The organism is Leisingera sp. ANG59, from assembly GCF_013317235.1.
Taxonomy (GTDB): Bacteria; Pseudomonadota; Alphaproteobacteria; order Rhodobacterales; family Rhodobacteraceae; genus Leisingera.
Genome location: NZ_WLCM01000015.1, coordinates 62,644 through 87,695, shown reverse-complemented (window position 1 = coordinate 87,695; position 25,052 = coordinate 62,644). Strand labels below are relative to the sequence as shown.

At 63.9% G+C, this 25,052-nt stretch carries 26 protein-coding genes; 21 read left to right on the top strand and 5 right to left on the bottom strand.

Features of this window, described 5'->3' with window-relative positions:
* Positions 1-23: 23 nt before the first annotated feature.
* Positions 24-2,666 (top strand): type I DNA topoisomerase, encoded by a 2,643-nt coding sequence (topA, locus tag GKC28_RS14695; protein ID WP_174147705.1) that lies wholly within the window; start codon positions 24-26, stop codon positions 2,664-2,666.
* Here topA and GKC28_RS14690 read toward each other — a convergent pair.
* On the bottom strand, positions 2,663-3,250 hold the full coding sequence (locus GKC28_RS14690; protein ID WP_174147703.1) for a TetR/AcrR family transcriptional regulator: 588 nt from the start codon (positions 3,248-3,250) through the stop codon (positions 2,663-2,665). The genes topA and GKC28_RS14690 overlap by 4 nt on opposite strands.
* Before the next feature lie 65 nt (positions 3,251-3,315).
* Between GKC28_RS14690 and GKC28_RS14685 the strand changes: the two genes are divergently transcribed.
* The 3 genes from GKC28_RS14685 to GKC28_RS14675 all read left to right on the top strand — a co-directional run bounded on the left by GKC28_RS14685 (position 3,316) and on the right by GKC28_RS14675 (position 5,234).
* Positions 3,316-3,741 carry a VOC family protein gene (locus GKC28_RS14685; protein ID WP_174147701.1) on the top strand — a complete coding sequence of 142 codons (426 nt, stop codon included), beginning with the start codon at positions 3,316-3,318 and terminating at the stop codon, positions 3,739-3,741.
* A gap of 138 nt (positions 3,742-3,879) precedes the next feature.
* Complete coding sequence (locus GKC28_RS14680) at positions 3,880-4,605, top strand: CoA transferase subunit A (protein ID WP_019298342.1); 726 nt, start codon at positions 3,880-3,882, stop codon at positions 4,603-4,605.
* Positions 4,605-5,234: a CoA transferase subunit B gene (locus GKC28_RS14675; RefSeq protein ID WP_174147699.1), complete on the top strand. Its 630-nt coding sequence runs from the start codon at positions 4,605-4,607 to the stop codon at positions 5,232-5,234. Before GKC28_RS14680 ends, GKC28_RS14675 begins: the two co-directional genes overlap by 1 nt.
* 456 nt (positions 5,235-5,690) lie before the next feature.
* Here GKC28_RS14675 and GKC28_RS14670 read toward each other — a convergent pair whose 3' ends face one another.
* Positions 5,691-6,506 carry a lytic transglycosylase domain-containing protein gene (locus tag GKC28_RS14670; protein WP_174147696.1) on the bottom strand — a complete coding sequence of 272 codons (816 nt, stop codon included), beginning with the start codon at positions 6,504-6,506 and terminating at the stop codon, positions 5,691-5,693.
* A 357-nt stretch (positions 6,507-6,863) separates the two neighbouring features.
* On the opposite strand from GKC28_RS14670, the gene GKC28_RS14665 reads away from it, so the two are divergent.
* The 13 genes from GKC28_RS14665 (at position 6,864) to GKC28_RS14605 (ending at position 18,891) form a co-directional block, all read left to right on the top strand.
* A complete protein-coding gene (locus GKC28_RS14665) occupies positions 6,864-7,079 on the top strand; it encodes a hypothetical protein (RefSeq protein WP_039180491.1) in 216 nt (71 codons plus the stop codon).
* A gap of 97 nt (positions 7,080-7,176) precedes the next feature.
* Positions 7,177-7,386, top strand: coding sequence for a Flp family type IVb pilin (locus GKC28_RS14660; protein ID WP_174147694.1), 210 nt, complete (start codon positions 7,177-7,179; stop codon positions 7,384-7,386).
* 127 nt (positions 7,387-7,513) lie between these two features.
* Positions 7,514-8,371, top strand: a complete 858-nt coding sequence (cpaB, locus tag GKC28_RS14655; protein ID WP_174147692.1) for a Flp pilus assembly protein CpaB — start codon at positions 7,514-7,516, stop codon at positions 8,369-8,371.
* Positions 8,372-8,585: 214 nt separating this feature from the next.
* The gene (locus GKC28_RS14650; RefSeq protein WP_174147690.1) at positions 8,586-9,977 is read left to right on the top strand and encodes a type II and III secretion system protein family protein; all 1,392 of its coding nucleotides are present in this window, start codon (positions 8,586-8,588) and stop codon (positions 9,975-9,977) included.
* Positions 9,978-9,995: 18 nt separating this feature from the next.
* Positions 9,996-10,616 (top strand): OmpA family protein, encoded by a 621-nt coding sequence (locus tag GKC28_RS14645; protein WP_174147688.1) that lies wholly within the window; start codon positions 9,996-9,998, stop codon positions 10,614-10,616.
* A gap of 159 nt (positions 10,617-10,775) precedes the next feature.
* Positions 10,776-12,011 (top strand): AAA family ATPase, encoded by a 1,236-nt coding sequence (locus GKC28_RS14640; RefSeq protein WP_174147686.1) that lies wholly within the window; start codon positions 10,776-10,778, stop codon positions 12,009-12,011.
* A 24-nt stretch (positions 12,012-12,035) separates the two neighbouring features.
* A complete protein-coding gene (locus GKC28_RS14635) occupies positions 12,036-13,472 on the top strand; it encodes a CpaF family protein (RefSeq protein ID WP_174147684.1) in 1,437 nt (478 codons plus the stop codon).
* Complete coding sequence (locus GKC28_RS14630; protein WP_174147682.1) at positions 13,472-14,440, top strand: type II secretion system F family protein; 969 nt, start codon at positions 13,472-13,474, stop codon at positions 14,438-14,440. The genes GKC28_RS14635 and GKC28_RS14630 overlap by 1 nt, the downstream gene beginning before the upstream one ends.
* A gap of 10 nt (positions 14,441-14,450) precedes the next feature.
* On the top strand, positions 14,451-15,434 hold the full coding sequence (locus tag GKC28_RS14625) for a type II secretion system F family protein (RefSeq protein WP_174147680.1): 984 nt from the start codon (positions 14,451-14,453) through the stop codon (positions 15,432-15,434).
* Positions 15,434-16,024 (top strand): tetratricopeptide repeat protein, encoded by a 591-nt coding sequence (locus tag GKC28_RS14620; RefSeq protein WP_174147678.1) that lies wholly within the window; start codon positions 15,434-15,436, stop codon positions 16,022-16,024. Before GKC28_RS14625 ends, GKC28_RS14620 begins: the two co-directional genes overlap by 1 nt.
* Before the next feature lie 30 nt (positions 16,025-16,054).
* Positions 16,055-16,903 carry a lipopolysaccharide assembly protein LapB gene (locus GKC28_RS14615; RefSeq protein ID WP_174147675.1) on the top strand — a complete coding sequence of 283 codons (849 nt, stop codon included), beginning with the start codon at positions 16,055-16,057 and terminating at the stop codon, positions 16,901-16,903.
* A 3-nt stretch (positions 16,904-16,906) separates the two neighbouring features.
* The gene (locus tag GKC28_RS14610; protein ID WP_174147673.1) at positions 16,907-17,404 is read left to right on the top strand and encodes a prepilin peptidase; all 498 of its coding nucleotides are present in this window, start codon (positions 16,907-16,909) and stop codon (positions 17,402-17,404) included.
* A 179-nt stretch (positions 17,405-17,583) separates the two neighbouring features.
* Positions 17,584-18,891 (top strand): ATPase, encoded by a 1,308-nt coding sequence (locus tag GKC28_RS14605; RefSeq protein ID WP_174147671.1) that lies wholly within the window; start codon positions 17,584-17,586, stop codon positions 18,889-18,891.
* Positions 18,892-18,936: 45 nt separating this feature from the next.
* Here GKC28_RS14605 and GKC28_RS14600 read toward each other — a convergent pair whose 3' ends face one another.
* A complete protein-coding gene (locus GKC28_RS14600; RefSeq protein ID WP_174147669.1) occupies positions 18,937-19,707 on the bottom strand; it encodes a nuclear transport factor 2 family protein in 771 nt (256 codons plus the stop codon).
* Between the two features lie 91 nt (positions 19,708-19,798).
* Here GKC28_RS14600 and GKC28_RS14595 point away from each other — a divergent pair, with 91 nt between their 5' ends.
* From GKC28_RS14595 to GKC28_RS14580, 4 genes are all read left to right on the top strand, one after another.
* Positions 19,799-20,167, top strand: a complete 369-nt coding sequence (locus GKC28_RS14595; protein WP_174147667.1) for a helix-turn-helix domain-containing protein — start codon at positions 19,799-19,801, stop codon at positions 20,165-20,167.
* A gap of 38 nt (positions 20,168-20,205) precedes the next feature.
* Complete coding sequence (locus GKC28_RS14590; RefSeq protein WP_174147665.1) at positions 20,206-22,635, top strand: ligase-associated DNA damage response DEXH box helicase; 2,430 nt, start codon at positions 20,206-20,208, stop codon at positions 22,633-22,635.
* A 37-nt stretch (positions 22,636-22,672) separates the two neighbouring features.
* A complete protein-coding gene (gene pdeM / locus GKC28_RS14585) occupies positions 22,673-23,323 on the top strand; it encodes a ligase-associated DNA damage response endonuclease PdeM (protein ID WP_174147663.1) in 651 nt (216 codons plus the stop codon).
* A gap of 74 nt (positions 23,324-23,397) precedes the next feature.
* A complete protein-coding gene (locus GKC28_RS14580) occupies positions 23,398-23,805 on the top strand; it encodes a PaaI family thioesterase (RefSeq protein WP_174147661.1) in 408 nt (135 codons plus the stop codon).
* Positions 23,806-23,890: 85 nt separating this feature from the next.
* Here the strand turns inward: GKC28_RS14580 and GKC28_RS14575 are convergent, their stop codons facing one another.
* On the bottom strand, positions 23,891-24,118 hold the full coding sequence (locus tag GKC28_RS14575; protein ID WP_302480800.1) for a hypothetical protein: 228 nt from the start codon (positions 24,116-24,118) through the stop codon (positions 23,891-23,893).
* A gap of 22 nt (positions 24,119-24,140) precedes the next feature.
* The gene (gene folD / locus GKC28_RS14570; RefSeq protein WP_174147659.1) at positions 24,141-25,031 is read right to left on the bottom strand and encodes a bifunctional methylenetetrahydrofolate dehydrogenase/methenyltetrahydrofolate cyclohydrolase FolD; all 891 of its coding nucleotides are present in this window, start codon (positions 25,029-25,031) and stop codon (positions 24,141-24,143) included.
* Positions 25,032-25,052: the final 21 nt, after the last annotated feature.

Sequence of the window (25,052 nt, the reverse complement as noted above, 5' to 3'; positions counted from 1 at the left end):
GGTCCGAAGAGGTATCAGAATTTATGCCAGTAGTAGTTGTCGAATCCCCGGCCAAAGCAAAAACAATCAATAAATATCTTGGCCCCGACTATACGGTTCTGGCGTCTTACGGGCATGTGCGCGACCTGCCCGCCAAGGACGGATCGGTCGACACGGACAATGATTTCGGCATGACCTGGGAGGTCGCCAACGATTCCCGCAAGCATGTGAAGGCCATCGCCGACGCGCTGAAAGACGACAATGCGCTGATTCTCGCCACCGACCCCGACCGCGAGGGAGAGGCGATCAGCTGGCACCTGCAGGAGGCGCTGACCAAGCGGCGCTCGATCAAGAAGGACACCGCCGTCAGCCGGGTGACCTTCAACGCGATCACCAAGGAAGCGGTGACCGAGGCGATGCGGAACCCGCGCCAGGTCGACATGCCGCTGGTCGAGGCCTATCTGGCCCGCCGCGCGCTGGATTACCTGGTGGGGTTCAACCTGTCGCCGGTTCTGTGGCGCAAACTGCCGGGCGCGCGTTCGGCGGGCCGGGTGCAATCCGTCTGCCTGCGCCTGATCGTCGAGCGCGAGATGGAGATCGAGGCCTTCAACGCGCAGGAATACTGGTCCGTTCGCGCCCAGCTGGCCACCCCCCGCGGCCAGGAGTTCGAGGCGCGCCTGACCGTCATGGGCGGCGACAAGCTCGACAAATACAGCCTCAAGAACTCCACCTCTGCCGAAATGGCGGTGCAGGCCGTGGCCTCGCGCAAGCTGTCGGTGCTGTCGGTCGAAGCCAAGCCCGCGGCCCGCAACCCCTCTGCGCCCTTCATGACCTCAACCCTGCAGCAGGAAGCCAGCCGCAAGTTCGGCATGGGTGCCCGCCAGACCATGAACGCGGCCCAGCGGCTGTATGAGGCCGGCCTCATCACCTATATGCGGACCGACGGCATCGACATGGCCCCCGAGGCGGTGCAGGAAGCCCGCGCCGAGATCGAGAAGCGCTATGGCGCCGAATACGTGCCGTCCTCGCCGCGGATCTACAAGAACAAGGCCAAGAACGCGCAGGAAGCGCACGAGTGTATCCGCCCAACCGACATGAGCCGCGATGCCGCCAGCCTGAAGGTTTCGGACGACGACCAGCGCAAGCTTTATGACCTGATCTGGAAGCGGACCCTGTCCTGCCAGATGGAAGGCGCCCGGCTGGAGCGCACCACCGTCGACATCGGCTCCAGCGACCAGCAGGTCGTGCTGCGCGCCACCGGCCAGGTGGTGCTGTTCGACGGCTTCATGCGGGTCTATGAGGAAGGCCGCGACGATGTGGCGGATGAGGACGACAAGCGCCTGCCGCAGATCATGCAGGGCGAGACGCTGAAGTTCGCGTCCTCGCTGGCGGCGCAGGCAGAGAAGGCCGGCAAGGACGCCTCTGTCCTGTCCGAAGACGGTGCCGTGCTGGCGCTGCAGCACCACACCCAGCCGCCGCCGCGCTATACCGAGGCGACCCTCGTCAAGCGGATGGAAGAGCTGGGCATCGGCCGCCCCTCGACCTATGCGTCGGTGATCACCACGATCCAGGACCGGGAATACGTCCGCAAGGAAAAGAACCGCCTGTTCCCCGAGGACAAGGGCCGGATCGTCACCATTTTCCTGCTGAATTTCTTCCGCAAATACGTCGGCTATGAATTCACCGCTGAGCTGGAAGAAGAACTGGATGACGTGAGCGCCGGCGACCGCGACTACAAGGACCTGCTGGGCCGGTTCTGGCGTGATTTCTCCGCGGCGATTGCCGAAACCTCCAACCTGCGCATCACCGAGGTGCTGGACGTGCTGGACGACGCTCTGGCGCCGCAGCTCTATCCGCCGCGCGAAGATGGCACCGACCCGCGCACCTGCCCGAAATGCGGCCAGGGCCAGCTGCACCTCAAGACCTCGCGCACCGGCGGGTTTGTCGGCTGCGGCAACTACCCCGAATGCAACTACACCCGCCCGATTTCCGGAGAGGGCGCGGAAGGTTACGAACGTATTCTGGGCGAGGATAACGGGGATGAGATCCACCTGAAATCCGGCCGTTTCGGGCCTTATGTCCAGCGCGGCGAAGCCACGCCCGAAAACAAGAAGCCGCCGCGCTCCTCGCTGCCCAAACAGGGCAAGGATTTCCTGCCGGGCTGGGGCCCGAACGAGATCACCCTGGAGCAGGCGCTGACTCTGCTCACCCTGCCGCGCGAAATCGGCCTGCACCCGGACGGCGGTGTCATCCAGTCCAACCTGGGGCGGTTCGGGCCTTATATCGCGCACCAGCTGCCCGACGAGGAAAAGCCGGTTTACGTGAACCTCAAAGAAACCCTGGACGTCTTTGAGATCGGCATGAACCGCGCCGTTGAGATGCTGGCGGAGAAGCGCGCCAACCCTGGCCGCCGCGGCAGCCGCGCTTCCGCCAAGCCGCTGAAGGAGCTGGGCGAACACCCCGAAAGCGGCGGCGCCATCAACATCATGGACGGGCGTTACGGCCCTTACGTCAAATGGGAAAAGGTGAACGCCACCCTGCCCAAGGACGTGGAGCCCAAGGATGTGACCATGGAAATGGCGGTGCAGCTGATCGCCGAGAAATCGTCGAAGGGCGGCAAGAAGAAGGCAGCGGCGAAGAAGCCCGCCGCCAAGAAAAAACCTGCCGCCAAGAAAGCCTCGACCTAAGTCTCCGGTCCGATGGCGGCGCGCATCAGTGCCGCCATCGCCGCCTCATACGGTGCCGTCTCGGCACCTTCGGCAATGGCAAGCGCCGCCCTGTCGAAGGCCGCCGACATCACCGCCGCCAGCGCATCAAGCTCAGCTTCATCCAAACCCGTGCCGGCCGACGCCAGCCCAGCACGCAACGCACTGCGTCCGCCGCCGGCATCGATCTTGTCCATCGCAGCGGCACCAAGCACGGCAGGCCCGTCCACCAGCAGTATGCGGGCGCGGCCCGGCTCCGCCATTGCGGCAAAGAAAGCCCGGCTGCCCGCCTCCAGCCCCTCCCCGCCCGGCACCTTCGCCGCAGCCTCGATTGCCTTTGTGACCACTTGCGCCTCGGCCTCGGCAACAGCACAGAACAACGCCTCCTTGCCATCGAAGTGATGATAAAGCGCGCCGCGTGTGACCTCCGCGGCCTTGACGATTTCCGGCGTCGATGTCTCGGCGTAGCCTTTTTCCGAAAACAGTTTGCGGGCGGCAGCGATCAGCCGCTCCCGCATGGCGGCCCGGCGCGCCGTGTTTGGGACGGGAGTATTCCCCTCTTGCATACATGCAGCCTGTATGTTTATTTCCACATGCATACAGACTGTATGTTTTTAAAATGAGGTGCAAGATGAAAGTCACTCAATACTATCCGGTGCTGCAAACAAACGATGTCGCGGGCACCGCGGCGTTTTACCAAACCCACTTCGGATTCCAGCCGGCGTTTGAATCGGACTGGTACGTGCATCTTCAGTCCCGCACCGACCCGGCCGTGAACCTGGCCATACTGGATGGCACGCACCCCACGGTCCCCGAGGCCGGGCGCGGCAGCAGTGCCGGTGTCATCCTGAACTTCGAGGTGGAGGATGCCGCAGCCGAATACACCCGGCTGACCGGCGCAGGCCTGCCAGTGCTGAAGCCGCTCATTGACGAAGACTTCGGGCAGCGCCACTTCATCACGGCGGACCCGAACGGCGTGCTGATCGACGTGATCACCCCGATCCCGCCCAGCGCGGAATTCGCGGCGCAATACGCCGAAGACGCCCTGCCTGTATGACTTCCGGCCTTGACGGTCTGCCGAAACTGGCGGGCCGTCAAAGCGGCTCCGTAGAAATACGCAGCCCTCTCCGTATTCATTGACTCTGCACCCGCTCAGCGCCAGAACTCCCTGCAACCGGCATAATGGGAGATCTCCATGAAAAAGGTATATTCCAGCGCCGCTGAAGCGCTCGACGGGCTGCTTCACGACGGCATGTTCATCGCCGCGGGCGGCTTTGGCCTCTGCGGCATTCCCGAGCTGCTGCTGCAGGCAATCAAGGACGCGGGCACCAAGGACCTCACCTTTGCCTCCAACAACGCGGGCGTTGATGATTTCGGCATCGGCATCCTGCTGCAGACCCGGCAGGTGAAGAAGATGATCTCCTCCTACGTGGGCGAGAACGCCGAATTCATGCGCCAGTATCTGAGCGGCGAGCTGGAGCTGGAGTTCAATCCGCAAGGCACCCTGGCCGAGCGCATGCGCGCCGGCGGCGCGGGCATCCCCGGCTTCTTCACCAAGACCGGCGTTGGCACCGTGATTGCCGAGGGCAAGATGGAAAAGCAGTTCCCCACCGGCCCCGACGGCGCGATGGAGGATTACATCATGGAGGAAGGCATCTTTGCCGACCTCGCCATCGTCAAGGCCTGGAAGGCGGATGAGACCGGCAACCTGGTGTTCCGCAAGACCGCCCGCAACTTCAACGCGCCGGCCGCCACCTGCGGCAAGGTCTGCGTGGTTGAGGTCGAGGAGATCGTGCCCACCGGCTCGCTGGACCCGGACTCGATCCACCTGCCCGGCATCTACGTGCACCGCATCATCAAGGGCGACCACGAGAAACGCATCGAACAGCGCACCGTCCGTCAGAAGAAGGAGCAAGCATAATGCCTTGGGACCGCAATCAGATGGCGGCACGCGCCGCGCAGGAGCTGCAGGACGGCTGGTATGTGAATCTGGGCATCGGCATTCCGACGCTGGTCTCCAACTACATCCCCGAGGGTGTGGAAGTGACCCTGCAGTCGGAGAACGGCATGCTGGGCATGGGCCCCTTCCCATATGAGGGCGAAGAGGATGCCGACCTGATCAACGCCGGCAAGCAGACCATCACCGAACTGCCGCAGACCGCCTATTTCGACTCGGCGCAGTCGTTTGCGATGATCCGCGGCGGCAAGATCGCGATGGCGATTCTGGGCGCGATGGAAGTGGCCGAGAACGGCGACCTGGCGAACTGGATGATCCCCGGCAAGCTGGTGAAGGGCATGGGCGGCGCCATGGACCTGGTGGCGGGCGTCGGCCGCGTGGTGGTGGTGATGGACCACGCCAACAAGCACGGCCAGTCCAAGGTGCTGAAGGAATGCACCCTGCCGCTGACTGGCAAGGGCGTGGTGGACCGCATCATCACCAACCTCGGCGTTCTGGACGTGGTCGAAGGCGGCCTGAAGATTGTCGAATGCGCCGAAGGCGTCACCGAGGACGAGCTGCGAGCGGCGACCGAAGCCACCATCGTGGACTGACGCGGCGCTGCTGCCGCGGATATAGTCAAACGCCTGCCTCAGCCGCAGGCCTTCCAGCCGCCGGGGCGCATCTGCCCGGGCGGTTTTGTTTTGCAGGTCTTTGTTGTTCGGTTCGTTTCGTGCCGTTTCGCGCTGTGTCCCGTTTCAGGGGGCGGCGCCGCCGGATGGAGGTGGACAGACCCCGCCGGGGGCCTGCTCGGACAGGATATCCTGGACGACCCCCTTTTTATCAGGGCCGGTCTCCGGGGTGTCGCGCAGGCAGCCCATAGATGCCTGCGCCTCGTATCATGGCCCCGCGCGCGGGAACCATGGCGGGGGATCGCGATCTTTTGGGAGTTTGGCAGAGGGCCATGAGGATTGCGTGAAGGCACCGTACGGTGGGGGTGCAACACCCTGCAAAAGGGGCGCCATCCCGCCCGGAACAAAGCGCGCAGCGCCGCCGGGCTCAGCGCGGCGTCAGTTCTGCATCCGGAACACGCAGCCGTCGGACAGGAACATCTGCGGGGTCGTGCACAATCCGCGCGCCACCTGATAGGCGGCCAGCACCTTGGGCACGTAATCGCGCGTCTCAGCATAGGGCGGCACGCCCTTGTGGGTCCGCACCGCGCCCTCGCCCGCGTTGTAGCCCGCCAGAACCAGCATCGGGTCGCCCCCGAACTCCTTCATCAGCCAGTCCAGATAGCGGACACCGCCGGAAATGTTCTGCTTGGCCTCCAGCGCATCGCGGACCCCGAACCGCGCGGCGGTGTCCGGCATCAGCTGCATCAGCCCCTGCGCCCCGGCAGAGCTGACCGCATCGGGCTTGCCGGCGGATTCGACGGCAATCACCGCAAGGACCAGCGCCGGCGACACCTGGGTGCCGGCGCTTTCCGTCAGGATCTGCACGCCGCGCTCCTGAACGATGTCCTGCATCAGCTGCAGCCTGGGCGCCGCCAGCCCCTTGGCGCCCTTGAGCGCCTGCAGGGCATCGTCCAGCCGTCCCGGCCCGGCCCCTTCCAGCCCCGGCGCGACCTTGTCCCAGAACCAGGTGTAGCGCCCGGCGGGCGGCGGAGGGGCCGGCTCTGCGGCGGCAGGTGCTGCCGGGGCTGCAATGTCCGCCTCCGGCTCGGGTGCAGGCTCGATCTGCACGGTTATCCGCTTGCCGGTCCCCGGTGCGGGCGGCTTGACCCGCTTTGCTTCGAATGCGGGAAAGGGCTTGGGCGCCTCCTGCCCCGCTGCCGCCAGGGGCAAGGCGCACAGGGCTGCCGACAAAATTGCGTTTCGCACGGACATTGCTCTGCCTGCCGTTGGTTTTTATCGCCCGAGACTCGGAAAACCGGACGGCTAATTCCAGCTTTTCCGCCCCTGAATCTGGCGTAATCGCCATATTTGCCCCGGACTGGCGCGAAAATACCACGGGAGTCCCGCTGGTAATGATTTTTTAACTTCGCAAAAACAGCAGGTTACCGGAGTTCTTGTTGAAAAGTTAAAATTGGGCAGCGTTTTGCGGCTTTCAGCCCAAATCCTGCCACGCTGCACTGGCTATATGTACTCATCCAAGCCGGACAGGAACCAAAGCTGGTGAGAGAGCAGGTTCCAGAGCGACGGCGGGATGGACCAAATTCTGAGATCCTTTGGAGGGACCAAACCATGATCAAGTTCATCAAAAACTTCCGCAAAGACGAAGACGGCGCCGTGACTGTTGACTGGGTCGTTCTGACCGCAGCTGTTGCAGCCCTGGCCGGCGTTGCCTACTCCTCGATCGGCGGCGGCATCGAAACCATCGCAGGCTCGACCGGCGACTTCCTGACCGCGGTTGACGGCGAAGTGCCGACCACCTTCGACACCGGCACCACCACTCCGTAAGCAGTGGCCGCAGACGGCAATTTCTTAAGCTGAGGGGCCGCGCATTGCGAAGATGCGCGGCCCTTTTCCCAAGAAAAGCAGAAAGAAGGTGGAACCCATGTTTTCACTTTTTGCCAGATTCCGCTCTGAGGAACACGGAGCGGTGACAGTTGACTGGGTCGTTCTTACTGCAGTGGTCGCATCGATAGCAGGTATCGCATTTGTGTCCATCGGGGCGGGCGTTGAGCAAGTCAGCACCAGCACCAAGACCTATGTAAATAACGCTGCCGATACGATTGGCGAGTTGCAGGACTCGGTCTTCCAATAAGTCAGGCCATATCCGCCTGATTGCGCATTACGCCTGCACCCAGGTGTAACTGCCCCTGAAACAATACGGCATTCCGGCGCTGACGCCCCCTGCCCGGCGGGTTGAAGACCACACGAAAGGAACAGTTATGCGCGGTATTTTTGTACTGGTACTGATTGTTGGCGTTGCCCTGGCCGGCGGCGCCGTGATGATGACGAAGAAATATGTCAGCGCATATCAGAACGCGCTTGCGCAGGAACGCGCGTCCCGGGTGGAGAACATCCCCACCGTCGACATCTTTGTTGCGACGGATACTCTGAAATACGGCCACCGCCTGACCAAGGAAAACGTCCGCCAGGTGCGCTGGCCCAAGGAAAGCCTGCCGGAAGGCGTGTTCACCAGCCTTGAAGCCCTGTTCCCGCCGGGTTCGGACGACGCCCCCCGCGTCATCCTGCGCACCATGGAAAAGAACGAGGCCATCATGGCCAGCAAGGTCACCCTGCCCGGTGAAGACGCGGGCATCACCTCGCGCCTGGAGCGCGGCATGCGCGCCTTTGCAATACGCGTGGACGTGTCCTCCGGCGTGTCCGGATTTCTGCGCCCCGGTGACAAGGTGGACATCTACTGGACCGGCCAAGTGCGCCAGGAAGGCGCAGTCCAGGGTGATTTCACCCGCCTGATCGAGACCAATGTGGAACTGATCGCGGTTGATCAGAAGGCCAGCAACGATATCGATGGCGCCGTGATTGCCCGCACGGTCACCGTTGCAGCGCGGCCTGAACAAGTTGCCGCCCTGGCCCAGGCGCAGAGCACCGGCAAACTGACCCTGGCGCTGGTGGGCGCAGGCGATGACACAATCGCCTCAGTCATCGAGGTCGACCAGCGCAAGCTGCTGGGCCTTGGTGCGATCGAAGCGCCGCAGGAGGTCGAACGGGAGCAGGTCTGCACCATCCGCACCCGCCGCGGCGCAGAAGTTGTGGCAATCCCGATCCCCTGCACCAACTAAGCTTTCTGTTTCATTACAGTGCATTACCAGGTTTAGCCGCGCCCCCGACCGGGGTGCGGCTGAATTGCCTGTTGCCTAGGCCCCACAATCCGCACCGCTTAAGAAAGGCGCCGAAGCCATTGATTCTTGCAATAATTCGGGAACTGTCCCACATTGCGGGAAAGAGCGGGCATAAAGACCCGGACATTGAGGCGTGATCGGAAAGGCAGGTCACATGAAAATTCGTAGGTTCGTTGCGGCGGCCCTTTTGGGTCTCTCGTTTATTGGCATACCGGGTGCGGATGGGGCATCAGCACAATCCTTGCGGGTGGTGAAAAAGGGCACGGCGTCGACGCTGGATGTGCCCATGAACCGCGCCGTGGTGGTTGAAAGCGAAACCCCCTTTGCGGAGCTCAGCATCGCAAATCCGGGCATCGCAGATATTTCATCCCTGTCAGACCGCACTATTTATGTGCTGGGCAAATCCCCGGGCCTGACCACGCTGACGCTGCTTGACGGATCCGGTCAGCTGATCACCAACGTGGAAGTGCGGGTGGCGGCGGATGTGACCGAATTCAAGGAGCGCCTGCGCCAGATCCTGCCGAACGAGAAAATCGAGGTGCGCACCGCAAACGACGGCATCGTGCTGTCGGGCACGGTGTCCAGCTCTGCCCGCCTGCAGCGGGCGCTGGACCTGGCGGAGCGCTATGCGCCCGAGCGTGTCAGCAACCTGATGTCGGTCGGCGGTATCCAGCAGGTCATGCTTGAGGTCCGCTTTGCCGAGATGCAGCGGTCGGTGACCAAATCGCTCAGCGCATCGCTGGCGGCCGGGTCAAGCAACAAGGCATTTGAGACCGGCACCATGCTGTCTGCCGACAACGGCCTTAACACTCCTACGATCACACCGCAGGACAATATCCAGGGCGCCTTCCTGTTCGACTTCGGTGTCGGCAATGCCCGCGTGCGCCTGCTGCTGGAAGCGCTGGAGCGCAAAGGGCTGGTGCGCACCCTGGCAGAACCGAACTTGTCTGCCCTGTCCGGGCAGGAAGCAAACTTCCTGGCTGGCGGTGAATACCCCGTCCCCACCACCGGGAACGAAGGGGAAATCAGCATTGAATACAAGCCCTTCGGCATTGAGCTCAGCTTCATTCCCCGCGTTGTCGACGGCGATCTGATCAACCTGGAGCTGGTGGCCGCGGTGTCCGCTCTGGACCCCAGCAACGGCTTCACCCTGAACAACCTGACAGTCAGCGCCTTCACCCGCCGTGAAGCGTCGACCACGGTCGAGCTGCGGGATGGCGAAAGCTTTGCCATTGCCGGCCTGATCGAAGACAACTTCCTCGACAACAACGCACAGGTGCCCTGGCTGGGGGATGTGCCGATCCTCGGCGCGCTGTTCCGCAGTGCCGACTTCCAGCACTCGCAATCGGAACTGGTTATCATTGTCAGCGCGCATCTGGTCACACCGACCCGCGGCGAAGCGCTGGTGCTGCCGACCGACCGGGTGAAAGCCCCCAGCGAAGGGGAGCTGTTCCTGTTCGGCAAGACGGAGCGCAATGCAAAAGGCGCCGCTGCTGAAGTTGCGCGTCAGGATTTCAACGGCTCCTACGGCTACGTGCTGGACTAAGCAGAGGGAATTGAGCGGATGATCAGAAAAATCGCCTGGGCCGGCCTGATGCTGAGTGTCGCAGCCTGCACTGACGCCACAGGCTTCAGCGCACAGCAGCAGAAGCATTTCGGAGACGCGGCCTCGAGCAACGCCGCTGTCATGAAGGGCGACCGCAGCTATGCCATTCAACTGGCCGGCCGGTTCGCCGAGGAAGTGCCCAACACCATCAACTTTGACTTTGACAGTGCGCGCCTGGACCAGAACGCCCGTGCGATTCTGGACCAGCAGGCGCATTGGATCAAGCAGTTCCCCGAGGTGCGGTTCCGTGTGTTCGGCCACACTGACGCAGTGGGCAGCAATGCCTACAACAAGTCTCTCGGCATGCGCCGGGCGCGTGCGGCGGTCAACTACCTGGTGTCACGCGGCATCAGCCGCAACCGGCTTGAGGCCGTGGTCTCCTTCGGTGAGACCCAGCCGCTGATTCCGACCCCGGAACGCGAACGCCGCAACCGCCGCACCGTGACCGAGGTCAGCGGCTTTTTGAAACGGCACCCGAACCTGCTGGACGGTAAATACGCGAAAGTCATCTACCGCGAATACATCGAGAGCGCGATTCCGCCGACTTCGCTGACCATCACCACCATCGACGAAGGCTAACAAGGCGGGTCCTTGCGGCCCGTCGGTTACGAACTAGTAACAATTCCCCATATTTGGGGATTTTTGGCCCCAATATCGCCTAGATTGCCGCCGACATTGTTTCCAAGAGGCGGACTGTGCCCGAAGCCCGGTCCGCCCAAGTGAACAAGGATGATGGCGATGAGCAGCGGTATGCCGCAAACAGAAACACCTGCGATTGTTGCCTGCACGGTCAGCCGCGATGTGCAGAATTTCGACCTCCTGATTGAAGACATGGAAGCCGCACTGGGTGAGGCCTGGGGCGACCTGGGCTTTGCCGAGGCGCTGGCCTTCTTTGGCCAGGCAGAAGCGGAACCGCTGCAATTCATTGCCCTGGCAATCGACAGCGCCGACGAAGGTGACCTGCCGCTGATGGGCGAGATCATCACCCAGGCCAAGGCGCGCGGAATCAAGGTGATTCTGATTGCCGAGGACGTGACCCCGGCCGCGCTGCACACGCTGCTGCGCCAGGGCGCTGACGAATTTGTCCCCTACCCGCTGCCGGAGCAGGAACTGCAGGCGGCCATCGATAGGCTGCAGGCGCCGGCTCCGGCACCCGCCGCGGCGCAGAACCAGCATCAGCTGCAGTCCGGCAGCCAGCGCGAGGGCGCCGTGATTGTCTGCCACGGGCTGGCCGGCGGCACCGGATCGACCACCATGGCGGTCAACCTCGCCTGGGAGCTTGCGGCGCTCAGCGAGCATGAGGAACCCAGCGTCTGCCTGCTGGACCTGGACCTGCAGGCCGGATCTGTTTCGACCTATCTCGACCTGCCCCGCCGGGACGCCGTGATGGAAATGCTGGGCGAATCGGAGAACATGGATGAGGATCTGTTCGGTCAGGCCCTGATCCCGTTCCAGGAGAAGCTGCAGGTTCTGACAGCGCCGGCCGAAATGGTGCCGCTGGATCTGCTGTCGCCCGAGGACATCACCCGGGTGATCGCCCTGGCCCGCAGCCATTTCGATTTCGTTGTCATCGATATGCCGCACACGCTGGTGCAATGGACCGAAACGGTGCTGAACCTCGCGCATGTCTATTTCGCGCTTATCGAACTGGACATGCGCTCGGCGCAGAACGCGCTGCGGCTTAAGCGGGCGCTGCAGGCCGAAGACCTGCCGTTCGAGAAGCTGCGTTTTGCGCTGAACCGGGCGCCCAAGTTCACCGACCTGACCGGCAAGAGCCGGGTCAAGCGGATGGCCGAATCCCTGGGGATCTCGATCGACCTGCAGCTGCCTGACGGCGGCAAGCAGATCCTGCAGAGCTGCGACCACGGGCTGCCGCTGGCCGTCTCTGCCGCGAAGAACCCGTTGCGCAAGGAAATCGCCAAGCTTGCAGCCTCGCTGCACGAGCTGGGCCGCAGTGAAGCAGAAGCCGCCTGATCGGCTTGAATTGGGGGTGAGTTGATGTTTTCCAAGTACAAGAAACAGGCCGCGAAACCTGCTGCACCGGCGTCGGCGCCGGAGCCGGCCGCACCTGCAAACGGCAAGCCTGCAGTCAGCCTGCGGCGCCCGGTCCAGCGCAAGGCGGCGGAAGCGGCCCCGATGGACAAGGAGCGCAAGCGCAAGGAGCGGCTGAACGAGATCAAGATCCAGCTGCACCGGGAGCTTCTGGAGAACCTGAACCTGGCCGCATTGGAGCGCGCAGGCGAGGCTGAACTGCGGTCCGAGATCTCCAACATCACGACTGAGATCCTGGCCGAAAAGAGCATCGTGCTGAACCGCGAGGACCGGCAGACGCTGAACAAGGAACTCTACGACGAGGTGACCGGGCTTGGCCCGCTGGAAACCCTGCTGCAGGACGAGACGGTCAGCGATATCCTGGTGAACGGCCCGCACCAGATCTTTGTCGAGCGCAGCGGCAAGCTGGAACTGAGCGACATCGCGTTCAAGGATGAAAAGCACCTGATGCGGATCATCGACAAGATCGTGTCCGCCGTGGGCCGCCGCGTCGATGAGAGCAACCCCTATGTGGACGCCCGCCTGGCCGATGGCTCGCGCTTCAACGCGATGGTGCCGCCGATTGCGGTGGACGGCTCGCTGGTGTCGATCCGGAAGTTCAAAAAGGACAAGCTGGGCATCGACGACCTGGTGAATTTCGGTGCCTTCACCGAGGAAATGGCGGCCTATCTGCAAGCCGCGGTTTCAACCCGGCTGAATGTCATCGTCTCCGGCGGTACCGGGTCCGGTAAGACCACCACGCTGAATGCGCTGTCGTCCTTCATCGACAACGCCGAGCGCATCCTGACCATCGAGGACACCGCGGAACTTCAGCTGCAGCAGACCCATGTGGGCCGGATGGAAAGCCGCCCGCCCAACGTGGAAGGCAAGGGCGAGGTTTCCCCCCGCGACTGTCTGAAAAACGCGCTGCGGATGCGCCCCGACCGCATCATCGTCGGCGAGACCCGCGGCGAGGAAGTGATCGACATGCTGCAGGCCATGAACACCGGCCACGACGGCTCGATGACCACAATCCACGCCAACTCTGCCCGCGACGGTATTTCGCGTCTGGAAAACATGATCGCCATGGCCGGCATCGAGATGCCGATCAAGGCGGTGCGCAGCCAGATCGCCTCGGCTGTGAACCTGATCGTGCAGGCCTCGCGCCTGCAGGACGGTTCCCGCCGGATGACCTCGATCACCGAAATCACCGGCATGGAAGGCGACGTGATCTCGATGCAGGAAATCTTCCGGTTCCAGCGTGTCGGCCTGACCCCGGACAACAAGATCATCGGCCACTTCACCGCAACCGGCGTGCGCAGCCACTTCTCGGAGCGGTTCCGCCTGTGGGGCTACGACCTGCCGCCGTCGATCTATGAACCGACCACGATGGAGCCGCGCTGATGGAACTGAGTGCCGAACCGCTTATCTACGGCGCGATCTTCTTTGGGATCCTGGCGCTGGTCGAAGGCCTGTATCTGTTTGTCTTTGGCAAATCCATAAGCCTGAACAGCAAGGTCAACCGCCGGCTGGAGATGATGGAGAAGGGCAACAACCGCGAGCAGGTGCTGGAGCAGCTGCGCAAGGAAATGGGCCAGCACGCCAAATCGCAGTCGATCCCGCTGTATTCGCTGCTGTCCGAACGGGCGCAGAAGGCGGCCATCGCCTTTTCCCCCAAGCAGCTGATCGTGATCATGGCCGGGCTGGCGGGGCTGGCGTTTGCCGGTCTCAGCATCGGCACTGCGGCGCCGCTGCCGGTCCGCGTTCTGGGCGCCGTGATCATCGGTGTCGGGGCGGTGTTCTTCTGGGTCAACAAGAAGGCGGCCAAGCGCATGGCGTTGATCGAGGAACAGCTCCCCGATGCGGTGGAACTGATGGTGCGCTCCTTGCGTGTCGGCCACCCGTTCACCTCCGCCATTCAGATCGTCTCCAACGAGGTCGAGGACCCGCTGGCCACCGAATTCGGCGTCATCTCCGATGAATGCGCCTATGGCCGCGATGTCGGCGAGGCGCTCAAGGAGATGGCAGAGCGCCTGGACATGCAGGACATGCGCTTCCTGGCGGTGGCCGTGACCATCCAGCAGCAGTCGGGCGGCAACCTGGCCGAGGTCCTGGCAGGCCTGGCCAAGGTGATCCGCGCCCGTTTCCGCCTGTTCCGCCGGGTGAAGGCGATCACCGCCGAGGCGCAGTGGTCCGGCAAGTTCCTGTCAGGTTTCCCGCTGCTGTGCCTGATCGGGATCCTGGTCAAGGACCCCAACTACTATGACAACGTCACGGACCACCCCTGGTTCATCCCTGCATGTTTCGTCGTGGGCGCAATGCTGACCGCCAACCTGATCGTCATGCGCATTCTGACCAACATCAAAGTCTAAGGAGCGGACCGTGGATTTCCTGACCGGCATTGAAGGCTTCCTCACCTCGCAATTCGGCCCGTTCGGCCCGCTTCTGGCGCTTGGCATTGCAGGCATGTTCATGATCCTGCTCGCCATTCCGCTGCTCATGAACCAGCGGGAAGACCCGCTGAAGAAGCTGCAGAAGAATATCAAACCGGAAACCCGGCAATCGCCGCAGAAGCAGCACCTGCGGCACACCGGCCGCAACGAACAGCTGCAGAAATTCGCCAACTTCCTGGAACCGCAGAATGCTGACGAGCTGTCCGCGATGGAGCTGCGGCTGCGGCAGGCGGGATATATCTCCAAGGACTCCGTGCGGCTGTTCCACTTTGCCCAGTTTGCCCTGGGGCTGGTCGGCCTGGTGGGCGGGCTGTTCTTTGTCTACGTTCTGAAGGCGGATGTGGAATTTGACGGCCAGCAGATGGCCATCCGCATTCTGGCCCCCGCGGCGGTGTGCTATTTCCTGCCGCGTTACTGGATCACCCGCCGCATCGAGGCCCGCAAGCAGGCGATCACGGACGCCTTCCCGGATGCGCTGGACATGATGCTGGTCTGCGTCGAGGCCGGGCAATCGCTGGATCAGGCCATCGTGCGGGTGGCCTCGGAGCTGCGCAGCTCCTATCCGGAGCTGTCGGAGGAATTCCAGGTGGTCGCCCATGAAATGAAGGCGGGCAAGGACAAGGACAAGGTGCTGCGGGATTTCGGCACCCGCTGCGGCGTGATGGATGTCTCCTCCTTCGTGACGGTGATGATCCAGTCCGCCAGCTTCGGTACCTCGATCGCCGACGCACTGCGGGTTTACGCCGGCGAGATGCGCGACAAACGGGTCATGCGGGCGGAAGAGGCCGCAAACAAGTTGCCTGTGAAGATGACACTTGCCACAATGGGGCTGACGGTTCCGCCGCTGCTGATCATCCTGGTCGGCCCCTCGGCGCAGAACATCGCAAACTTGGGTAATCTGGGACCCCAATAATGGATCTGACAGAACGGGCACCCGGTGCCCGGCTGCTATTGGCACTTACCGCCGCCAGCGCCTTCGCGCTGGCGGCTTCGTGTGCGCCGGGCGGTTTGAGGCAGGACAAGGACAGCCCCTGGGCGCCGGGTGCTGATCTGCGCGGCGAGGAGGCCGACGGGCTGGTGGTCGGCAACCGGCTGATGGCCGCGGGAGAGTACAGCCTGGCGCTTGAGGCCTTCACCCGTGCGGCGCTGGATAACGGGCTGACACCGGAAGTGCTGTCCGGCATGGGCAGCGCCCAGCTGGGCCTGCGGCGCCTGGGGCAGGCCGAAGACCTGCTGCGCCAGGCCGTGGCCGCCGATCCGGACTGGCCGGAGCCGATGAACAACCTTGGCGTTACGCTGATGGAACGCGGCAAGACCGCCGAAGCGGTGCAGGTGTTCCATCGCGCCTACGCGCTCGACAATGGCGAAAGTGACGCAATCCGCGATAATTTACGCCTGGCTCTCGCAAAACTTGAAAATCCTGCGCATACTGCTCCGCAAAAAGAAGATTACAAATTGGTGCGGCAGGGCGGCGGCAGCTACCTGATTCGCCAGACACCATAACAGAGGCAGAGCAGCAAAAAGGACGCACCAATGCGCCAGCAGATTTTTCTATCCGCTTCTCTAGCAGGGGCGCTGGTCCTGTCGGCCTGCGCAGAGAAGGCCGATGAATCCGTCGAACGTGCCTTGCAGGAAGTGAACGTCATCGACGAAAGCAACCTCAACGATGTGATGCTGAACGTAGCCGATCCGAATGAGGCGGTGGCCCATTTCCAGCGCACCATCAAGAACAGCCCGGACCGGATTGAACTGCACCGCGGGCTGGCGCATTCGCTGTCCCGCGCCAAGCGCACCACCGAAGCCACCGCGGCCTGGAAGAAGGTTGTTTCGATGAAAGGCGCCACCAGCGAGGACCGCGTCCACCTGGCCGGCGCCCTGGTGCGCAGCGGCGGATGGGATGAAGCCAAGGCGGAACTGGACAAGGTGCCGCCGACCTATGAGACCTATGAGCGCTACCGGCTGGAGGCCGTTGTCGCCGACGCGAACAAGGACTGGAAGCGCGCCGACAGCTTCTATGAAATCGCGGTGGGGCTGACCACCAAGCCTGCCAAGATAATGAACAACTGGGGCTATTCCAAACTGACCCGCGGCGATTTCACCGGCGCAGAACGCCTGTTCGGCGACGCAATCCGCCAGGACCAGAGCCTGTTCACCGCCAAGAACAACCTGGTGCTGGCCCGCGGCGCACAGCGTAACTACACCCTTCCGGTGATCCCGCTGGAGCAGACCGAACGCGCCCTGCTGCTGCACACGCTGGCCCTGTCGGCGATCAAGCAGGGCGACGTCAAGGTTGGTGAAAACCTGCTGCGCGAAGCGATTGCCACCCACCCGCAGCACTTTGAAGAAGCCGCGCGCTCCCTGGCGGCGCTGGAAAACGGCTGATCCATGCAGTTCCCGGCCCATGCCGCCCTGTGGTTCCTGCCCTTCGTGCTGCCGCTGTGCTACACGGTGGCGCTGACCGACCTGCGCGGCATGCGCATTCCCAACTGGGCCGTTGACCTGCTGGCGGTGATCTATGTCGTGATCGGGGCGCTGGTGATGCCCAGCTGGGCGGACTACGGCTGGCAGCTGTTGCACCTGCCCATCGGCGTCGGCCTGGGGTTCCTGTTCTATGCCGCCGGCGCCGTCGGCGCGGGCGACGCAAAGTTTGCAGGCGCCGCGGCGCCGTTCATCGCGCTTGGCGATTTGCGGTTCCTGATGGTGGTTTTCGCCGCCACCCTGCTGGCCGGCTTCACGGCGCACCGGATTGCCAAACACACCCGCCTGCGGCAGCTGGCGCCGCAATGGCAAAGCTGGGACACCGGCAAGAGCTTCCCGATGGGCCTCTGCCTGGGCGCGACCCTCGCCATTTACCTGGGTCTGGCCGCACAGTTCGGCAGCTGATGCTGGCCGGTGCCGCGCGCCAGCTGTGCCCGTCAGTGACGGGAACTTTGGCGGTTTTCACGGCCGTTTCGCGGAAATGCTGCAGCTCTGCCCCGCTGTTGCCACAGTCCTGAATAGTCTGTTTCCAGGAGCGCCCCGTCCACCGGGGCCGGATATGGATTTCAGGGACAGGCACCGCCATGAACATGCAAAACCTCGCCGTTGTGGCCCCCCCCGCCCCCAAGGGGCTGGAACAGATGCAGCTGCCGGTGGTGATGATGCGGGACATCCTGCTCAAGACCATCTTCCGCAAGAACGCCGAAAACGTGACCGAGATCGCCGAGGCAATCTGCCTGCCGACCTCTGTCACCCAGGAGCTGGTGGACATGGCGCGCGAGCAGCGGCTGCTGGAGGCGACCGGCACGCTGAACGCCAACAGCGGCAATGAAATGGGGTATCAGCTGACCGACGCGGGCAAGGCGCGGGCGCTGGATGCGCTGAGCCAGTCCGAATATTTCGGCGCCATGCCGGTGCCGCTGGCGGTCTACCGCGAGCAGGTGAAGCGCCAGTCGATCCGCAACATCCAGGTGACCCGCGACCAGCTGACCAATGCGATGGGCCATCTGGTGCTGCCCGACAGCCTGCTGGACCACCTTGGCCCCGCCGTCAGCGCCGGCCGCTCGATCCTGATGTACGGCCCGCCGGGCAACGGCAAGTCCTCGATCTCCAACGGCATCCGCGATGCACTGGGGGATCATGTCTATGTGCCGCGCGCCATCGAATACGCGGGCCAGGTGATCACCGTCTATGACCCGATCGTGCACACCGCGGTCGAGCAGGAGCCGGAAGACCCCAACGCTCTGCGCCGCCGCCGCCGTTTTGACGAGCGTTACGTGATGTGCGAGCGCCCCACCGTGATCACCGGCGGCGAGCTGTCGCTGGACATGCTGGACCTGGTCTACAACCCGACCGCGCGCACCTATCAGGCGCCGCTGCAGCTGAAGTCCACCGGCGGCATCTTCATCGTCGACGACCTTGGCCGCCAGGCGGAGCCGCCGCAGTCGCTGGTCAACCGCTGGATTGTGCCGCTGGAAGAAAGCAAGGACATCCTGGCGCTGCAATCGGGCGAGAAATTCGAGGTGCCTTTCGATACGCTGGTGATCTTCTCCACCAACTTCCACCCGAACGAGATTTTCGACCAGGCGGCGCTGCGCCGGATCTTCTTCAAGATCAAGATCGACGGGCCGAACCAGGAGAACTTCCTCAAGATCTTTGCCATGGTGGCCCGCAAGAAGGGCATGCCGCTGGACGAAGCCGCGCTGGTGCATCTGCTGAAGAAGAAATACCCGACGATCAGCAACATCTACGCCAACTACCAGCCGGTGTTCCTGATCGACCAGATGATCTCCATCTGCGAGTTCGAAGGCATCCCCTACCAGATGTCGCCGGAGCTGATCGACCGCGCCTGGGCGAACATGTTCGTCAAGGACGAGCACATCGTTAAGTGATGAGAAAAAGGGCGGGGTCATCCCCGCCCTTCCCGCTGACAGCAGTCAGAACTTGCCGTTATCGTGCGCCATCTCTGCCGGGATCGGGCTGACAGTGTCCCAGTGCTCAACGATCCTGCCGTCCTCGACCCGGAACAGGTCGAAGAACGCCATCGGGGTTTCGCCCAGGCTGCCCTCTGAGGCGGCAAAGACAAAGTTCCCCTCAGCCACCACAATCGGGGTGCTGGTATAGGCTAGCGCCTGGCCGGTTTCCGCCAGATGCTGGATCATCCCGCCAAGGGCCTCCAGCCCGTCGCCGATATTCGGGTTGTGCTGCAGGTAAGTCTCTGTCGAGACGTAGCTGGTGATCTTCTCCGGCGCCTTGCCGTGCAGCACGTCAGTCACAAAACCCTGCACCAGCGCCTTGTTCTCCGCGGTCTTGTCCAGATCCGTGACCTCCGTCGGGCCGTCGGTCAATGTACGGCCTGAGGCGTTCGGCGCGGCGGGCGGCTGCAGGTTGTCCCAGTGCTCAGCCACCTTGCCGTCCTCAACCCGGAACACGTCAAAGGCCACCAGCGTTTCCGCGCCGAAGGCCTGCGCGTTATCATAGGTGCTGTGCAGCACCACCATGTCGCCCTCGGCAATCACCCGGTGGACCTCCATCGTGACACCGCTTTCCTTCAGCGCCGGAATGAAGCCGATAATAGGCGCAGCCCCGGTCGGCACCATCGGGTTGTGCTGGATATAGCCCGGCGCCAGCAGCTGCTCTGCCGCCTCCGGGTCGAACGAGGTGAAGATCGCCGCTACGGCGTTCAGTACGATTTCTTTCGCACTCATCGGATGTCCTTTCGAATCGCATTGTCGTGACACCCCAATGTGGTATTCTTTCTGCACCAGATATCAATTACGCACTATTCAGGAACCAGGTATGCTTCCAGTAACCGCCAAGACAAAGGAACAAGCTGAGGACTGCCCGATCCGGCAGGTTCTGTCGCAGGTGACAGGCAAGTGGCAGATGCTGATCGTGCTGGTGCTGGAGGACGGCGCGCTGCGGTTCGGGGCGCTGCGGCGCACCATCGGCGATGTGACCCAGCGGGTGCTGACCGAGAACCTGCGAAAGCTGGAGCGTGACGGCTATATCACCCGCAGCGTCGATCCCGGCCCGCCGGTGGCGGTCTCCTATGCGCTGACGCCCCTGGGGCGGGAATTGCTGGAGCACATGAAATCCCTGACCATCTGGGCCGCCGGGCGGCATCAGCAGGTTCTGGATTCCCGTACCGCCTATGACAGCAAATGACATTGCAATGACCGGCAAAGCCTCCCAGATTCCGCAGGATGAGTGACACCGCCCCTGCCCTGCCTGAAGCGATTGAGAACTGGTTCGCCGCCCGCGGCTGGACCATCCACCCGCATCAGCACGCCATGCTGGAGCGGGCCGGGGCGCCCTGCACCCTGCTGATCGCCCCGACCGGCGGCGGCAAGACCATGGCAGGTTTCCTGCCGACACTGGCGGAACTGGCCGATGGAACCCACGACGGGCTGCACACGCTGTATATCTCGCCGCTGAAGGCATTGGCCGCGGATATCAAGCGCAACCTGCGCGCGCCGGTTGAGGAAATCGGCCTGCCCATCCGCATTGATGACCGCACCGGCGACACGCCTGCTTCGCGCAAGAAGCGCCAGCGCGCCGACCCGCCGCATATCCTGCTGACCACGCCCGAGAGCCTGGCGCTGCTCACCTCCTACGAGGACGCTGCGCGGACCTTCAAGGGCCTCAGGCGGGTGGTGGTGGATGAAATCCACGCGCTGGCCGAAAGCAAGCGCGGCGACCAGCTGATGCTGGCGCTGGCGCGGCTGCAGACGCTGTGCCCGGACCTGCGCCGGGTGGGCCTGTCGGCCACGGTGGATGACCCGCAGGCCATCGCCGGCTATCTCGCCCGCCACCCGGACCCCTGCGATATCGTACTGGCCGACCCCGGTCCGGCGCCGGACATCCGGATGCTGGAAACCGAAGCGGCCCCGCCCTGGGCCGGCGGCGGCGCGGCTTATGCAATCCCGGCGGTGATGGAACAGATCAAGGCGCATAGGACCACGCTGATCTTCCACAACACCCGCGCCCAGGCGGAAATCTTCTTTCACAACCTCTGGCTCGCCAACGAAGACGCCCTGCCGATCGGCATCCACCACGGTTCGCTCGACCGGGTCCAGCGCGAACGGGTGGAGGCGGCGATGGTCCGGGGAGAGCTGCGCGCCATCGTCTGCACCGGCTCGCTGGACCTTGGCATCGACTGGGGCGACGTGGACCTGGTGATCCAGATCGGCGCGCCGAAGAACGTCAAACGCCTGGTGCAGCGCATCGGCCGCGCCAACCACCGCTACAATGCGCCGTCCAAGGCGCTCTTGGTGCCTGCAAACCGGTTTGAGGTGGTCGAATGCCGCGCCGCGCTCGAGGCCGTGCGCGAAAACGATCTGGACGGCGCGCCGCGCGGGCCCGGCCCCCGCGACGTGCTGTGCCAGCACATCCTGATCGCCGCCTGCGCAGGCCCGTTTGACGCGGGCGAACTCTATGCCGAGATGACCCAAGCCGGTGCCTATGCCGGCCTGACGCGCCCGGAATTCGATGCCTGCCTAACCTTCTGCGCCACCGGCGGCTACGCGCTGAAAGCCTACGACCAGTGGCAGCGCCTGCTGCAGCGCCCGGACGGCAAATGGCAGCTGCGCGACCCGCGTGCTGCGCAGCGCATCCGCATGAACCTGGGCACTATTCAGGACGCCGACCTGATCAAGGTCCGCCTGATGCGCAGCCGCGGCGGCAAGCCGCTGGGTGAGGTGGAGGAAGCCTTTGCCGCCACCCTGACCACTGGCGACACCTTCCTGATCGGCGGCCAGACCGTGCGTTACGAGGGCTTGCGCGAAATGACCGTGGAGGTGACCCGAAACCCCGGCAAGAAGCCCAAGATCGCGGTGTTTTCCGGCAGTAAATTCGCCACCTCCACCCAGCTCAGCGCCCGCATCCTGGCGATGTTCAAACAGGACAGCTGGCCCGCCCTGCCCCGCCACACCGCGGACTGGCTGGAACTGCAGCGCGAGGTCTCCGAACTGCCCCGCGCCGGGCGGCTGCTGATCGAAAGCTTCCCGCATGACAGCCGCGAGCACATCTGCGCCTACGGCTTTGCCGGCCGCAACGCCCAGCAGACCCTGGGCCTGCTGCTGACCAAACGGATGGAGGAGTTGGGGCTTGATCCCTTGGGTTTTGTCGCCACCGACTACGCCACCCTGATCTGGGGGCTGGAAGAGGTTACCGACCCCGCCCCCTTGCTCGACCCGGAAACGCTGCGCGACGGGCTGGAGGGCTGGCTGGCCGGCAATGCGGTGATGAAACGCGCTTTCCGCGGCGCTGCCACCATTGCGGGCCTCATTGAGCGCAACACCCCCGGCGCGCGCAAGAACGGGCGGCAGGCGACATTCTCCTCCGACATCCTTTATGACACGCTGCGCAAGTATGACCCGGATCACCTGCTGATGGACATCACCCGCGAGGAAGCCCTGCGCGGACTGGTGGATTTCGGCCGTATCGAGGAGATGCTGGAGCGGACCCGGGGCCGCATCACGCTCAGGCGGCTGGAGCGCATCTCCCCCCTCGCCGCGCCCTTGCTGCTGGAGGTTGGCAAGGTCCCGGTCAAGGGCGCGGCCGAGGAGAAACTGCTGCAGCAGGAGGCCGCGGCGCTGATGCGGCAATCCGGGCTGGACCAGCTGCCGCAATAACCCTTGCCAGCCCGGCTGTGACAGATAAACCCGTACCATGACCGGATATGATTTCCCCCTTGCAGGCGCCCGTCTCACCGCCCTCGGCTCCGGCGCGCTCTGGTGGGCAGAGCAGCGGCTGCTCTGCGTCTCCGACCTGCATTTGGGCAAATCCGAGCGCCGCATCCGGCGCGGCGGCAGCGCCCTGCCGCCCTATGAGACGCGGGACACGCTTGTCCGCCTCGCTGAGCTGATAGCCATCCTGCAGCCGGACACGGTGGTCTGCCTCGGAGACAGTTTCGACGATGACGCCGCCTCGCGGGCTTTGCCGGATGCGGAGAAATCGCAGCTGGCCGCCCTGACGCAGAACCGCCGCTGGATCTGGATCGCCGGCAATCACGACCCGGCGCCTGCGGATCTGGGCGGAGAACAGATGGCCGAGCTGCATCTTGCCCCCCTTACCTTCCGCCATATCGCCGATCCTGCGGCAGCAGCAGAGATCTCCGGCCACTACCATCCCAAGGCGCGGGTGCGCAGCACCTCCCGCCCCTGCTTCCTGCTCGACCAGTCGCGCCTGATCCTGCCCGCCTTCGGCACCTACACCGGCGGTTTGCGCAGCAGTGATCCCGCGCTCACCTCGCTGATGCAAAGGGACGCGCTGGCGATCCTGACCGGTGCGCAGGCGCTTCCGGTGCCAATGCCCCGCTAAGTGGCGCAGCGTCACAGGCCCTTTGCTATCCGGCCTCTTCTATGCTTGGCGCAACCAGCAGAAGGAAAGAAGTGATGGACGACCGCATCCGCAGCAGTTTCGCCAAGCAAAGCATGATGCAGACACTGGGCGCGGAGGTCGCCAGCGTTGCGCCGGGCGAAGTGGTGATCACCGCCCCGATCCTGCCCGGCAGCCGCCAGCAGCACGATGTGGCCCATGCCGCGCTCAGCTTTGCCATCGGCGACACCGCGGCGGGCTATGCGGCGCTTACCTTGATGCCGGAAGACAGCGAGGTGATGACGGCGGAGATGAAGATCAACCTGCTGGCCCCGGGGGCCGGGGACTATCTGCGTGCCACGGGCAAGGTCATCAAACCGGGCCGCCGCCTAGTGATCGTCACGGCAGAGGTCCATGCAATTACAGGCGCAAACGAAAAGCTGGTCGCCCTCCTGCAAGGCACAATGGTGCCCGTCTCTTCCTGACGCCCCCTTTTTCACCTTTGCAAAAAATACTCCCGCCGGAGGGGTCCGGCGGGAGCAGTTCAGTCAGCGCTCAGCGGTGTGCGCTTCAGGCGGTGAGGCCTTCGGGCTCAGCCAGGTTGTGGGCGCGGCAGCAGGCGGTCACCGTGTTGGCCAGCAAACACGCAATGGTCATCGGGCCGACGCCGCCGGGCACCGGGGTGATGGCGCCGGCGCGCTCCGCGGCGGAGGCGAAGTCGACGTCGCCCACCAGCACGTTCTNTTTCACCTTTGCAAAAAATACTCCCGCCGGAGGGGTCCGGCGGGAGCAGTTCAGTCAGCGCTCAGCGGTGTGCGCTTCAGGCGGTGAGGCCTTCGGGCTCAGCCAGGTTGTGGGCGCGGCAGCAGGCGGTCACCGTGTTGGCCAGCAAACACGCAATGGTCATCGGGCCGACGCCGCCGGGCACCGGGGTGATGGCGCCGGCGCGCTCCGCGGCGGAGGCGAAGTCGACGTCGCCCACCAGCACGTTCTTGCCGTCGCGCTCGATCCGGTTGATGCCGACGTCGATGACGGTGGCGCCTTCCTTGATCCAGTCGCCCGGCACCATTTCCGGACGGCCGACGGCGGCCACCACGATGTCGGCGCGGCGCACCACATCCGGCAGGTCCTTGGTGCGCGAATGCGCGATGGTCACGGTGCAGCTGTCGCCCAGCAGCAGCTGCGCCATCGGCTTGCCGACGATGTTGGAGCGGCCGATCACCACCGCGTCCATGCCCGAGAGGCTGCCGTGGTGGTCGCGCAGCATCATCAGGCAGCCCAGCGGCGTGCAGGGCACCATCGATTTCTGGCCGGTGCCCAGCAGGCCGACGTTGGAGATGTGGAAGCCGTCCACGTCCTTCTCCGGCGCGATCGAGTTGATCACCAGCTCCTCGTTCATGTGCTTCGGCAGCGGCAGCTGCACCAGGATGCCGTTGACCGCCGGGTCGTTGTTCAGCTGATCGATCAGCGCCAGCAGATCCGCTTCCGGGGTGTCCGCCTCCAGCTTGTGCTCATAGGAGTTCATGCCGACCTCGACGGTCTGCTTGCCCTTGGAGCGCACATAGACCTGCGACGCCGGGTCCTCGCCCACCAGCACCACCGCCAGGCCGGGGGTGATGCCGTGCTCTTCCTTCAGCCGCGCCACATGCTCGGCCACCTGGCCGCGCACCTTGCCCGCAAAGGCCTTGCCGTCAATCAGAGTTGCTGCCATTGCTCTCTTCCTTTCCTGCGC